We start from the raw sequence: 13,281 nt of genomic DNA, 5'->3' as shown, positions 1-13,281 counted from the left end.
ATGATCCAGCGTTCAAGTTGCAGACGAGCTCCGTGCCGAAGCCTGTAGAGCCGATTTGTTCAATCGATGACCTATCAGGCCGGTAGCACCACGAAACTGTCTGGTTTACAGGTGAGCGCGACATCCGATCCTGGCGGCAGCGCGTGGCTGCCCGGGGTAGGCAACTGTTGGCATTTGAGGTCAAGGGTGCCGCCGGCAACCGCCACCCGATAAATGACCCGGTTGCCGATGAATGAGGTGTCCTTCACCTTGCCGACAAATGCGCCGTCAGCCAGCGGTTTACCTAGCGCAGGCTCAAGGCCGATGGTTTCCGGACGAATCGATACGTTGACCGGCCCGGCCCCCAGACTGCTCTTGGCGGAATGTGCGTAACGTCCGAACGGCAGATCCACGTAACCGCTGGTATCGCCCTGCCCGTAAGTGCCGTTAATGATGTTGGTGTCACCGAAAAATTTCGCGGCGAACAACGTCCGTGGCGACCAGTACATTTCCTGCGGCCCGCCGATTTGTTCGATGCCGCCCTTGTTCAGCAACACCACACGGTCCGACAGGATCATTGCTTCGTCCTGGTCATGGGTGACATAAACGAAGGTGGTCGAACTCTCTTCGTGGATCCGTTTGATCTCGTTGAGCATGTGGTGGCGAATTTTCAGGTCCAGCGCCGCCAGCGGTTCATCGAGCAGCAGAACAGCGGGGCGATTGACCAGCGCCCGAGCCAGCGCGACGCGTTGCGCCTGTCCACCGCTGAGCTCGGAGATCCAGCGATTCTTGAAGCTTTCCAGCTGGACCAGTTCCAGCGCCTTGGTTACTTCACGCTTGATCTCGTCTTTCGGTTTCTTCTTCAGCCGCAACCCGAAAGCCACGTTGTCGAACACATCCAGGTGAGGAAACAGCGCGTATTTCTGGAACACCATGTTCACCGGACGGTGTTCGGGTGCCAGGGAAGTGGAGTCCTTGCCATCGATCACGACTTTGCCGGTAGTAGGCTCTTCGAAGCCGGCAATGATGCGCATCAGGGTGGTTTTTCCGCAGCCGCTTGGGCCCAGCAGGGTCAGGATTTCGTTGCGCTTGACGGTCAGGTCGACTTTGCCCAGGGCAGTCAGGTTGCCGTAGCTCTTGGATATTCCGGTCAGTTCAATACTGTTGGTCATGGCGATTACTCTGCAATTTCAGCACGTTCAAGTTCGAGGCGGCGACGGCGCAGGGTCATGACCAGGCCGGCGATGACGATGATGGCTATGGTCACCACCAACATGAATACCGAGGCGGCATTGATGGTTGGACTCACGGCGCGGCGCATCATCGAAAGGATCATGAGGGGCAACGTGGTGTCGCTGCCGGTGACGAACACGGTGATCAGGAATTCATCCATGGAAAGCGCTACCGCCAGTATCGCGGCACCGGCAATCGTTGGACCGATGATCGGCAGTGTGACCAGCCAGAACGCCTTGAGCGGTGAAGCGCCCAGATCACGCGCCGCCTCTTCGAACGAAAGATCGAAGTACTCCAGGCGTGAACGCACGGACTCGACGAAAAACGGAAAGGTGAACAGCGTATGGCCGATGATCACTGTCAGCAGCGAGCGGGGCAGGCCGATCAGCGAGAAGAAAATCACCAGTGCGATGCCGAGGAACAAGCCGGGCAGGGCGATCGGGGCGAAGTTCATGAAGGCAAACACGGTTTTGGCGCGACCTTTCATGCGCATCAGTGCCAATGCCGAGAACGTACCCAGCAACGTGGTGAGAATGGCCGAGCCTGCGGCGACAATCGCGCTGTTGGTCAGTGCCGTCATGAAATCCAGGCTGCTGAACAGCGCTTCATACCATTGGGTGGAAAAGCCTTCAAACGGGAACGACAACGAGGCAGACGAGTGAAAGCTGAACAGTGCAATGATTGCGATGGGCGCATAGAGGAAAAGCATGTAAACGTAAGTGAATAGTCTGATCATGGCGGTCACCTTGCATTTTTATTGGCGGCATTCAGTCGTGGTAGCGTTTGCCGGGCGCCAGGTTGGCCGCCCGCAACACACCCAGCAGCAGCGCATAAACGAGCATGAAGACAATCAGCAGCAGGTAAGCCATCGCCGCGCCAAGCGGCCAGTTGCCGACCGAGCGGAACTGGTTGGCGATCACCAGGCCCGTGGTCATCGCGTCTCTACCGCCCAGCAGTTGGGGCGTAACGTAGTCACTGGCGGCGAGAACGAACGTGAACATGAAAGAACTGACGATGCTCTTGTGCGCCATAGGCATGATTACCCGCCACAAAATCGTGGAGCCGCTAGCGCCCAGATCCGCCGCGGCTTCCAGGTAGTCCCTCTTGATATCGCGCAAACCCGACACCAGCAACAGAAGGGTGAAAGGCAGCATGATGTGGACCAGGGTCAGCACCACCGAAAACTTGCTGAACACAAGCCAGTCAAGTGGTTGGTCGATCATTCCGAGGTGTATCAGCGTGGAGTTGATCACGCCGTTGGTGCCCAGGATCGAGCGCCAGGCGTAGACCCGCACCAGATAACTCGAGAACCACGAAATCAATGCCAGGTACAGAACATTGTTGGAGCGGGTTCGATAAACAATGTAATAGGCAACCGGGGCACTGATGATCGTGGATAACACAGCGGTCCAGAAACCGTTCTGCAGTGCGATCCACAGCGAGTCGTAGAACCCGCTGGCACTCAGCGCCTTCGCATAGTTAGCCAGCGTAGCGGCAGGTTCCATGCTGAAGGTTTTGGCGGTCCAGAAACTGGCGACCAAAAGCAGCACCGACGGGATGAGAAAGAACACCACCAGGAACAGCAGTGGCGGCGACGCCAGCCAATACCCACTCAGGGTTTTCTTGTCGATTTTCGCGCGTTTACCAGTCTGCGAATCCCGGCCATCAAGGACGATGGGTTCGCTGTTATTGACTACGTTCATGATGAGTTTGCCTTTGCTTTTTTGTTTCGATGACGAGGGCGCTTTGGCGAGCGCATGCGCGGCATGGCGTCTGCTCTTTCCGAACCGTACGAACGGCATCGACAGGCCATTCCATCGCCTCCATCGAGCAGAGGAGCGCGTGCTCGTAAACACGCCCCCTCAGGTACAGTTCCCTTAAGCAGTCCTTTGCGTAAAACGGATGGACGACGGTTCTAGAACGAGCCTTTGAAGTTCGCCCACTGATCGATCCATTCAGCATAGGTCACATACTTATCGGAGCTCAGGGGGGGCTGGCCGTAGAGTTTCGATTTCTCGAAAAAGCTGTCCAGGTTGGCGTAGTCGTAGGTGGTTCTCAGATCCTCGGGGAGCAGCGGTACAGCTTTGGCGTTTACCACACCGGCGAACATGGTGGTTGCCATCTTGGCCTGTGTTTCGGCCTCAAGCGTCTTGTTGATGAACTCCAGCGCCAGTGGTACATCCTTGGCCGTTTTCGGAATGAACAAGGCGTCGCACCAGAGGGCCGCCCCTTCTTTGGGAACCGACAGGGCTGTTTCTATGCCGCGCTTCCGGGTCTCGTAAGGCGTGTTGGCCGTTGCGGAGAACACGGCGTCAACTTCCCCCGACACCAGCAGGGAAACAGCGTCTCCCGAGGAGGCTGCGAAGACCCGGCATTGGTCACGGTAAGGTTTGAGTTTCTCGAAGGCATCGTCGAACTCGGCACGGGTCAGGTTGGGGAACTTGTCGCCATAGCCGGCAATGATTGCGATGAGTGACCAGTTCGACGTGCCGTCATCGACGAACGTCAGTTTGCCCTTCAGTTTCGGGTCCAGCAGATCCTTGTACTCAGCGGGTTTTTTGACGTTCTTCGGGTTGTAGACGATGGTGTTCATGCCCCACAGAAGCGGGATGCCCCACTGCTTGCCATCCCAGTACCAGCGGCTGCCTTTATAGAACAGGGGAACGATGTTTTCTGCCGAGTAGTTGGGGATCTTCGAGGTATCGATTGCCTTGAGCAGGCCCATTTCCTGATAGATGGTCTCGTAGCCCAAAGCGTACATGGTCAGGTCAAGCTGCACGGGATCGGAGCCGGCCAGGCGTGCCGTAATGTCGTCCTGGTTGCTGGCGTAACTCGAGCGCACGGTGATGCCGCGCTGTTTGCGCCATTCGGCCAGTTCCGCGTCACCGGTTTCACCTTCCCAGCCAAGAATCTCCAGATGTCCGCCTGCGGCGGCGGCAAATGCGCTGGGCATGAAAGAGCCGATGTACAACCCCGCGGCAGAGGCGGCTGCTCCCAGCAAAAAGGTACGTCTTTTCAAACTGATCGAATCCAGGTCAATGCCGGTGAGTCCATAACCCGCTTCTGTTTCTTTTTTCATTTCGAGTTCCTGCCTTGGGTGGTGGTTAGCAAACGATCAGCTACGTGCAACGGCTCCGGTTCGTCGAGTGTTGCAGGGCTCATCCTTATGTATGCAGTCATGTACATCGGCAGTGTTATGGCCAGCATTGTCTCCATCCAGCTGGGGAGGGTGGCGGCGCTCAGATGCCTGTTGGAAATGGCATGGCGCAGTTGTTCTCCACTGGTCCGATTGACTCTTCCTCGGCTGGGTTGCACGACGCTTACTTCGGGTGTCCAGGCAAGGACTTGAAGCGGCGCGCCCAGCGCTTGATAGGCTCGGCTTGTTGTTTTCATGGACCGAGTATTGGCCTGACGGACAGAGCACTCAATTTCGCAGCACCTTTAAAAGCGACGCACTCTGACGCATCAAAGTGACCTAATCGGCGCAGCACACTTTCCTTGACGATAGCTCCCGACAGGTTGGCAGTGGGCGGGGATGAACTGCGTCAACGTGCGTCTCTTTTGCAACGGGTGCGAAATTGAGCCCTTCCTGCACCGGGGCAATACTCACGTGGAGGTCTGAGACGAGCAGAATTGCATCAGCCCTTAAATCTGCGGCTGATTGATTGGAGTGTCCTGTGAAACTCACTGGTGGCCAGATTGTTGCGAAAGCGCTGAAAGCGAACGGGGTCGATTTTGTGGCCGGCATGCCGGGTGAAGGCACGTGGGCCCTGGTGGACACATTGCTCTCGGCCGGCACCGATATCCCGTTTATTCAAGTCATTCAGGAGCAGAGCGCCGTCCATCTTGCCGATGGGTATTTCCGGGCGTGCGGTCGCTCCATGGCGGTCATACTTCCAGGAGCGCTGGGGCATTCGAAAGCCCTTGGCGGTATTGCCTGCGCACTGGCGGGCGAGTCGGCCATGCTGGTGATCAGTGGCGAGTACAGCGAAGGCAACGATTGCCGGCCGGCAGTGCCCGCCTGGATCACGAAAGAGCATGTGCGCGTGGCGTCGATTGATCAGTTGCCGCAAGCCCTGCGTCAGTCCTTCGACACGATGTTCAGTGGTCGCGTCGGCCCGGTCAGTCTGGACATTCCGGCCGCGGTTCAAAGCGCCTCGATTGAAGTCAGGCTGTCGCCCTCCACGCTGCGGGCAACCAGCGAAGTGCAACGGGTTGATCCACAGATCAACGTCGTCGCCTTGCGTGAAGACAGCGCGTCGCACTCGAGCGAAGAAGGCTCGGGTGATGTCTTGCCCTTGAAGGCTCAGAGACCCTTGGCAGAATTGCGGTCGGTTCTGGAGAAGGATGCGATTTTGGTGGCGGGTGCAGGAAGTCTGCAGGCCTTGGTCAAAGAGATGTTTCCCGTCTATGAGTCCAGGAGTCTCTGCACCGCCAGCCCCCCCATGTCGGGTTGGGCAGTGCCGGCAGCAATCGGTGTGAAACTCGCCATGCCGGCGCGTCAGGTTGTATGCGCTGTGGGGGACGGGGATTTCTTGCAGTCGATGCAGGAAATGGCGGTGTGCGTAATGCACAGCATCCCCGTGGTGTTCGTGGTGTTCAACAACAGCGGGTATGTATCCCTGAGTGATGTGCAAACCCCTCTGATCGAGCAGCACCGCGCCGGGGAGTTCAATCTCCCGGACGGCAAACCCTATTCACCTGACTTCGCGGGAATTGCCAGAAATATTGGTCTTGAGGCTTGGCGGGTCGAACATGCTTCGCAACTCAATCCCACGTTTATCAAGGCATTGAACAGCAAAGGGCCGTCGTTGGTGGAAGTCATCACTGCACGTGGCTCGCGTGTGAACTAATCAAACCGTCAGAAGAGGCATCGCGCTATGGGTATTTTGGACTGGAAACACTGGATCGTCATTCTTGTGGTGGTCGTACTGGTCTTCGGCACCAAAAAGCTGAAGCACCTGGGCGCCGACGTCGGCGAATCCATCAAGGGTTTTCGCCAGGCCATGAATGACGATAACAAAGACAACGGGGACTCAACCGTTCAGCAGGCCAACCCGACCGTTGCGGTGCCGCCGATCATCGACGGGCAGCCGCACAAGTCTTGAGCATCGACGAGGCGGTTCAACCGCCTCAGTCCTGACCGCCCCAGACGATGGTGGCGTTGTCGCCGGTCATGTATTCGCGCACTTCCAGCGGCAGGGATTGATCGCTGGGCAACACGGCGGTCGCGTTGCGCAGGTGATGTTTCCGGATCTTGCCTTTGTCCACCAAGCCGAGTGCCATGCGGGTCGAGAAGGGCTGGCGGAAGGAAGACGATGCCACGCCGGAGAGCAATCCATAGAGGAAGCGGATTGGTCGGCGATGCTGTGGGGTCAATATCGAAAATGTCATCTCGTTACGTTGCTTGCCTTCAAAGTCCACCATGAACAGGCGGTCACCCAAGAGCAGGCAAAAACCGTGATAGGTGAACGAATAGCCAATCTTGCCGCTGCCATCGAGCAATGGAAAGCGTTCTACCGTGACATACTGGACCATTGAGTCGGCACGATACAGGCAAGTGACCGAGCGCAGGATGCGGCCCTTGTAGATCGAGGAATTGTGGTAGCGGTAATAAACGCCCAGATAGTCTTCAAGCAAGTTGGCCGATTGTTTTGCCAAAGGCAGAAAATGATTGAATTGCGCCGAGGAACGCAAGTCCGTCGGCAACTCGTTTTCATATCCTTCATAAAACTTCTTGAACTCGGCAGGCGGCCGAAACAGGTCTTCGGCTTCCATCATGAAGTAACGGCCGATTTTTTGAAGAATTTTTTGTGAAGGAACGTGCTGGCCCACCAGATATTTATTGAACTGCTGGCGATTGACGTCGACTTTGCGACACATGTCTGCAACCGATCGGCATGACTCGACAAGCGTACTGAGATTCTTTTGCACGTTTGCCTGCAAGTCACTGCGAACCTGCTGTCGCTCGGGGTGCGAGGTGGCGGCAGTTAAAGACATTAGGGGCTGGTCTCCTCGACTGGGCATTGTTATCTCGATCTGGACAGTTCGGACGATGCGGTGGTTATACAAGTTATAGAGCAGTTATCAAATAACTCGCATATAACCTTTGCAATCTCAAGTACTTGAGTTCTACCCAATGTAATCAAGCATGTTTCATGCCGTTTTGTTCAATTCGGTTTCGAGTATTTACCAACAGGCTGATGCGTCAGATTGTAAGCGGTTTTACTGAGCTTTTCGACAGAGCGTTATCATCGCTTTTGCACAGTGAGACAGCCGGTCTGCAATCACCGTAGTTACCCGTACCCACACATCAGTAACATTTTCAGTTTTCCTGGTAACACCCATGTTGATTGCTTGCGCCAGACTATTTTGTCGCATTCCAGCGATTTTATATGCGGATCGCTTCGGTCCGCGTCAGGTTTGGCGCGGGTGCGAAATGGAGAATAAGAGGAACGCCATCGATACTCGCCCTAGTGCATTCGCTACGGCTGATGCATGGCGATGCGCAAGTGAGTGTCATCTATTGGAGTCTTTGAGCTATGGCAAGGTTAACCAGCGACATTCCCGGGCAACGGCGGTTCAAGGTCGGCATGGTGGGGGGCGGGCAGGGGGCTTACTTTGCGAGTTATCATCGTGCTGCCATGCGCCTGTGCGATCGCTTCGACATTGTCGCCGGCGCCTTCTCCTCGGACGCGGAAAAATGCCGTGAAGCCGGCGCGGCGTTCAACCTCGACCCAGAGCGGATTTATCTGTCATTCGAGGATATGGCTGCTGCCGAGGCGCGGCGACCAGATCCGATTGAGGCGGTCATCATCGTGACGCCCAATCACCTGCATTTTGAGCCGTGCCGGCTTTTTCTGCAGGCCGGGATCCCTGTTATCTGCGACAAACCCTTGGTCAACAGTTCGCAGCAAGCCTACGAGCTGGCCGACATTGCCGACCGGCACAATACATTTTTCGCGATGACGTATACCTATCAGGGCTATCCGATGGTCAGGGATGCCCGCAGCCGTATCCAGGCCGGGGAATTGGGTGACATACGCTTCATGTATGTCGAATACCTCCTGGAATGGCTGGCTCCCGGTGTAAAGGGCTTGAGCAAGAGCCTCGCGTGGCGTGGCGACCCTGAAAAAGCAGGCCCCACCGGCGTGTTGGGCGATGTCGGCACCCACGCTTTCAACATGCTTGAGTTTCTGTCCGGGAGCCGTTGCACCCATCTGAATGCCAAGTTGAGCACGGTAGTACCTGGCTGGGGGCTGGACGATACCTGCGTGGTGCAACTGGAGTTCGAGGGTGGCGTCGATGGATTGTTGTGGGCCAGTTTCGCGGCGCCGGGCCATCGTAACGGACTGCGTTTCAAGATCGTCGGCAGCAAGGCTTCAATTGAATGGTGCCAGGAGTCGCCGGAAACGCTGTTGTTCAGTCCCATTGACGGCGCCGACCGCATCTATCGGCGCGGCCAGAGCGACAACGCAGCGCAGACGTTGACCTTTACCAGCCTGCCGCCGGGAAATACTGAAGGTTATCTGGAGGCGCTTGCCGTTCTGTATGCCGATTTTGCCGACGCCCTGGATGCCGGAGGCGGCTGGCGCACGGCGACCTGTGTGCCGCTTCCGGATATACACGAAGGCGTGCGCGGCGTGGTGCTGTCCCAGGCGTGTGTCGAGTCCAGTCAGCGACGTGCCTGGGTGTCTTTTCCAGAACGGTAAACCGTTCGTTCAAAGCGCCAGCTCGATATTTGAAGCCTTGGCCTGGATGAGGCCAAGGCGTTGCGCCATCTATCTCATGCGTGGCACTGCCTCACGCGTCGATTAAAGCTGAGCGTTTTGCTCACAACAGGATATGGAGGAAAAACGATGTCTAGTGAACTGCATAGAGCTGCGTATTCGGTGCTGCTTCCCGCCTTCGCCGATTTGATTCTGGACGACACAGTCCGGCGTTATCTGAGCCGTGGCGGCGTGTCGATTTTGCTGGGCGAAACCCGTGATGAATACGTCGGTAGAAACATGAGCCCGCAGCGCAAGGCCACCGAATCCCGAGCCGCTTTTATCAAGATCGCTCGGGAGGCCGCTTCGTTGGCCGATGCACCCGTGCTGATTGCGGTTGATCAGGAGCTCGGTGGTATCGAACGCCTCCACCAATTGGTTCCGGCCGTCGCATCCAGAGAGGAGCTCCAGGGCCTTGGATCAAAGGAAATCGAGCAACGCTGCTTCGAGATGGCCCGCGTGGCGCGCGGCCTGGGCGTCAATTTGTTCCTGGCGCCGATCGTCGATGTAGTCACCGGTACCAACCCATGGCTGCACAAACGACACCTGGGTGCGGACGCCGTTGAAGTCAGCCGCGTATCCTGCGCCTTTATTCGAGGGGTACAGCGCGCCCACGTCATCGCCACCGCTAAACACTTTCCCGGCCACTACGTCACGGAAGCGGATCCGGCAATCACTGAAGCTTTTGTGCCCGGGCCGCTGGAATTGCTTGATGACAACCTTCAAGTGTTTAAGGAAGTCATCGCTACCGGCGTGCAAGCGGTGATGCCCGGGCCTGCCGTTTTTCCGGTAATCGACCCTGATCATTCAGCCTCTACCTCACCCCAAGTCATTGGGGTTTTGCGTGACACCCTCGAATTCAAGGGGTTGATCATTTCGGATGACCTGGATGCAGTATCGATTCTCAGGGGCAACACCATCACAGACACCGCTGTCGCTTCGCTGTCGGCCGGTGCGCATCTGCTTCTCGTATCCAGCGAGTCGGGTCTGGATGCCATCGCTGAATCCATTGTGTCGGCGGTTCACGAAGGCATTCTTGATCGTCAGATTCTGTTAGGCGCAGCGTTCAAGGTTCGCCAACTGGCAGCGAGTAATAACGATCTGTACAACTCAAACCATGAGTCATGATCTGACGCACCCATTGCGTCAGGTTGCGCCGCATTTCCTGCGAGTGCGAAATAACTGCCAGCACGTCATCTCACTACACTGGGAATCAATGGTAGGAGATAAATATGACCTTTCAAAAAAACATCCTGGCCTTGCATTCCACGGTCGCCAAACATTCGACACTGGCGATGGATATCGACATTGCCAGGACGGTCGGTTTCGATGCGCTGGAGATCTACAGCGGCAAACTGGAAGACTATCTGCGGGCCGGTTATTCGGAGGCGGAACTCAAAGCGTTGCTCAAGGACATCCCTGTCACCGGCATCGGCTACCTGCGGGATATCGAACGTCAGGGTGCTGAGCGTGATGATTTGCTCAAGGAAGCGCAACGGCTGTTTCAACTGGCCAATCTGGTCGGCGCCAAAGGAGTTCAAGTGCTTACCGGGCCCATCAACGTACAGGCGGTGATTGATTACCAACAGCACGGCACGAGTGTTCATTACAGCGGTTTGCTTGGATTGGACGAGTCTGAACAATACGCATTGACCGCCCGGAATCTCTCGACACTTGCAGACCTGGCAAAGCAATACGATGTGGTGCTGTACCTGGAAGCGTTGTCATGGACGCCCTTGAATAGTCTGGAGCACCAACTGCAGCTGATTGATCGCTGCGGACGCGATAACGTGAAGATGGTGATCGATTACTGGCACTGCTTCACGTCCGGCGTTAAGCCAGAAGAAATAGCACGGATGAACAAAGACGTTATCTACGGCGTGCACGTTTGTGATTCGCTGCCGTTTGCAGGCGGTATTCCAAATGAAGAAATCCTGCGTGACGTACCGACCGGGGACGGGATATTGAACCTTGGCGAGTGGACGGCTGCGGTTAAGGCCACCGGTTACGACGGATGGTGGAGTTGTGAGCTGTTCTGTAAAAAACAGCAGCAACAAAACAGTTATGAGGTTGCGAAAGATTTGAAGGCGCTTTTAACCCGCCTCGTAGGGCATTAAAACGCCACTCACCCGGATGTAGAACCCCCGTTCCTGCAATGTGTACCTCATAAAAGGCATTAGTCGTCATGGTGGATTTCATCGTAATCGGAGGCGGCTCGACAGGCTGCACGGTGGCATCGAGACTCAGCGAAGATGTATCTGCGTCCGTGGTTCTATTTGAAGAGGGGCCTCGCGATCGCAATCCCTATATCCATATTCCCGGCGCCTATTACAAAACGGCGCAAGGCCCACTGCTCAAACGCTATGCTTGGGAGCCCACCGAAGATCAACACCGGACTGAAACGCCGACCATGGTACAGGCTAGCGTGCTGGGTGGCGGGAGTTCGGTCAATGCAATGATTTACATCCGTGGCGTACCCGCCGACTACGACGGTTGGGCAGAGCAGGGCGCTACGGGCTGGTCCTACAAGGACGTGCTGCCGTACTTCAAAAAAGCCGAGGATAACGAGCGCTTCTGTAACAGCGTTCACGGCGTCGGTGGACCGTTGGGTGTTTCCGATCCAATCAATATCCACCCACTGACCAAAGTCTGGTTACGTGCTTGTCAGCAGTATGGCTTGCCGTTCAACGAAGACTTCAACTCGGGAAAACCTGAAGGCTGCGGGCTGTATCAAATCACCGCCAAAAACGGTTTCCGAAGCAGCGCGGCGGTGGCCTACTTGGCGCCCGCCAAGTCACGCAAGAACCTGACGGTGAAGACTGGCTGTCGAGTGATTCGTATTCTGACGCAGGGAAACAAAGCCATAGGCGTTGAATATATCGAGAACGGCGTGCGTCAGGTCATGCATGCTGAAAAGGAGATTGTGCTGTCGGCCGGTGCGATCAATTCACCCCGTTTGTTGATGTTGTCGGGGATTGGCCCAGCCGCGCAACTGCAAAAGCATGGCATCAAAGTGATCAAGGATTTGCCAGGTGTGGGGCAGAACCTGCAGGACCATATCGAAGTGTCGCTGGTTTATGAACTGACCGGGCCGCACAGTTACGACAAATACAAGAAGCTGCGCTGGAAAATGATGGCGGGCTTGCAGTACGCGCTGTTCAGGCAAGGCCCGGCTGCGTCCAACCTGATCGAAGGCGGGGCTTTCTGGTGGGGCGACAAGGCCACCACCAATCCCGATATACAGTATTTCATGGTGGTTGGTGCCGGTATTGAAGAGGGTGTCGACTCGGTTCCGGGGGGTAATGGCTGCACCTTGAATCTGGGTCAGATCCGCCCCAGGTCCAGGGGCTATGTCGAGCTGTATTCAGCAGACCCAATGTCGCCTCCGCGAATCGTGCCTAATTACTTCTCCGATCCTTATGACATTGAAAGTCTGGTGAATGGCTGTCTGGTGGGTGAAGAGATCATGTCCCAGGCCGCATTCAAACCCTATCTTGCCAGGCGTCATGTGCCGGACGCGGCGGTCAGGTCTCGCGAGGCCATGAAAAAGTTCTGTCACGAAGAAGCCCACGCGGCACTGCATCCGTCAGGTACTTGCCGCATGGGGGGGGATGAGCACTCGGTGGTAACTCCGAATCTCAAGGTCCATGGCATGGAGCGGCTGCGCGTCGCTGATGCCTCGATCATGCCCACGCTGATTTCAGGCAACCCTAACTCGGTGTGCATCATGATTGGGGAAAAGGCTGCTGACATGATCAGAGGTGGCCAATAGGCCGGCAGTCAGGCCCACGTTCAATAGCGTTCGATCAAAGCGTGGCAGTAACGGGTGCCAAACCGTTTACTGTCACGTTTTTTTTGGTTCAGGCGTAGATGCAGACGTAGCCCGAATGAAAGCTCCGTCCGGGCATTTCTCTGGCGTAACACACGTTTAACTTATGGGCGATACTAAGGGCAAGACGACGACAGCTGAGCTGAAGTCGCTCTTCAGTCAGCCGCGAGCAAACAAATCTGCTGGTCCCCAATGCGGCTATCGAAGCAACCCGGGCCGGCGAAGTGGGCCGCGGCTTCTCAGTGGTCGCCGACGAAGTGAAAAACCTGACCCGGCGTACCCGCGATGCCACTCATGAGATCCAGGAGATGCTCAAGAGGCACTAGCAGGCGGGCACTGCTTTGCAGTGCCCTGGCAACGTTGTTATTACATTGTTTTGCACGATGGGTACTTAACCAGGCAGCGCTTTGCGACGGGGCAGAGTTGCATCCGATCAACCGCGGTGACGCCCGCGGAAGTAGTTGATCAGGC

General features: G+C 56.3%; 11 protein-coding genes and 1 pseudogene. 7 read left to right on the top strand and 5 right to left on the bottom strand.

Annotated features, from left to right (window positions below; translation table 11 throughout):
- Positions 1-74 precede the first annotated feature (74 nt).
- The 4 genes from PMI22_RS21100 to PMI22_RS21115 form a co-directional block, all read right to left on the bottom strand.
- Positions 75-1,151, bottom strand: a complete 1,077-nt coding sequence (locus tag PMI22_RS21100; protein WP_007944275.1) for an ABC transporter ATP-binding protein — start codon at positions 1,149-1,151, stop codon at positions 75-77.
- Between the two features lie 5 nt (positions 1,152-1,156).
- Entirely contained in the window at positions 1,157-1,948 is a 792-nt protein-coding gene (locus PMI22_RS21105) for an ABC transporter permease (RefSeq protein WP_007944274.1), read from the bottom strand.
- A 31-nt stretch (positions 1,949-1,979) separates the two neighbouring features.
- Positions 1,980-2,915: an ABC transporter permease gene (locus PMI22_RS21110; RefSeq protein ID WP_007944272.1), complete on the bottom strand. Its 936-nt coding sequence runs from the start codon at positions 2,913-2,915 to the stop codon at positions 1,980-1,982.
- A 212-nt stretch (positions 2,916-3,127) separates the two neighbouring features.
- Complete coding sequence (locus PMI22_RS21115; protein ID WP_007944271.1) at positions 3,128-4,291, bottom strand: ABC transporter substrate-binding protein; 1,164 nt, start codon at positions 4,289-4,291, stop codon at positions 3,128-3,130.
- Between the two features lie 598 nt (positions 4,292-4,889).
- On the opposite strand from PMI22_RS21115, the gene PMI22_RS21120 reads away from it, so the two are divergent.
- Both PMI22_RS21120 and PMI22_RS21125 read left to right on the top strand, forming a co-directional pair.
- Positions 4,890-6,065, top strand: coding sequence for a thiamine pyrophosphate-dependent enzyme (locus tag PMI22_RS21120; RefSeq protein WP_007944270.1), 1,176 nt, complete (start codon positions 4,890-4,892; stop codon positions 6,063-6,065).
- 27 nt (positions 6,066-6,092) lie between these two features.
- Entirely contained in the window at positions 6,093-6,320 is a 228-nt protein-coding gene (locus PMI22_RS21125; protein WP_007944269.1) for a twin-arginine translocase TatA/TatE family subunit, read from the top strand.
- Positions 6,321-6,345: 25 nt separating this feature from the next.
- Here the strand turns inward: PMI22_RS21125 and PMI22_RS21130 are convergent, their stop codons facing one another.
- Positions 6,346-7,212: a transcriptional regulator gene (locus PMI22_RS21130; RefSeq protein ID WP_007944267.1), complete on the bottom strand. Its 867-nt coding sequence runs from the start codon at positions 7,210-7,212 to the stop codon at positions 6,346-6,348.
- A 542-nt stretch (positions 7,213-7,754) separates the two neighbouring features.
- Here PMI22_RS21130 and PMI22_RS21135 point away from each other — a divergent pair.
- The 5 genes and pseudogenes from PMI22_RS21135 to PMI22_RS30400 all read left to right on the top strand — a co-directional run.
- On the top strand, positions 7,755-8,924 hold the full coding sequence (locus PMI22_RS21135) for a Gfo/Idh/MocA family protein (RefSeq protein WP_007944265.1): 1,170 nt from the start codon (positions 7,755-7,757) through the stop codon (positions 8,922-8,924).
- 147 nt (positions 8,925-9,071) lie between these two features.
- The gene (locus tag PMI22_RS21140; RefSeq protein WP_007944263.1) at positions 9,072-10,109 is read left to right on the top strand and encodes a glycoside hydrolase family 3 N-terminal domain-containing protein; all 1,038 of its coding nucleotides are present in this window, start codon (positions 9,072-9,074) and stop codon (positions 10,107-10,109) included.
- 104 nt (positions 10,110-10,213) lie between these two features.
- Complete coding sequence (locus PMI22_RS21145; RefSeq protein ID WP_007944262.1) at positions 10,214-11,098, top strand: sugar phosphate isomerase/epimerase family protein; 885 nt, start codon at positions 10,214-10,216, stop codon at positions 11,096-11,098.
- Between the two features lie 68 nt (positions 11,099-11,166).
- Positions 11,167-12,753 (top strand): GMC family oxidoreductase, encoded by a 1,587-nt coding sequence (locus PMI22_RS21150; RefSeq protein WP_007944261.1) that lies wholly within the window; start codon positions 11,167-11,169, stop codon positions 12,751-12,753.
- A 224-nt stretch (positions 12,754-12,977) separates the two neighbouring features.
- Positions 12,978-13,130, top strand: a pseudogene (locus tag PMI22_RS30400) (methyl-accepting chemotaxis protein); the annotation flags it as partial.
- Positions 13,131-13,281: the final 151 nt, after the last annotated feature.

Origin of the sequence: Pseudomonas sp. GM21, assembly GCF_000282215.1 — a bacterium.
Taxonomy (GTDB): Bacteria; Pseudomonadota; Gammaproteobacteria; order Pseudomonadales; family Pseudomonadaceae; genus Aquipseudomonas.
Note: the sequence above shows the minus strand (reverse complement) of the source record. Positions and strands in the feature narration are given on the sequence as shown.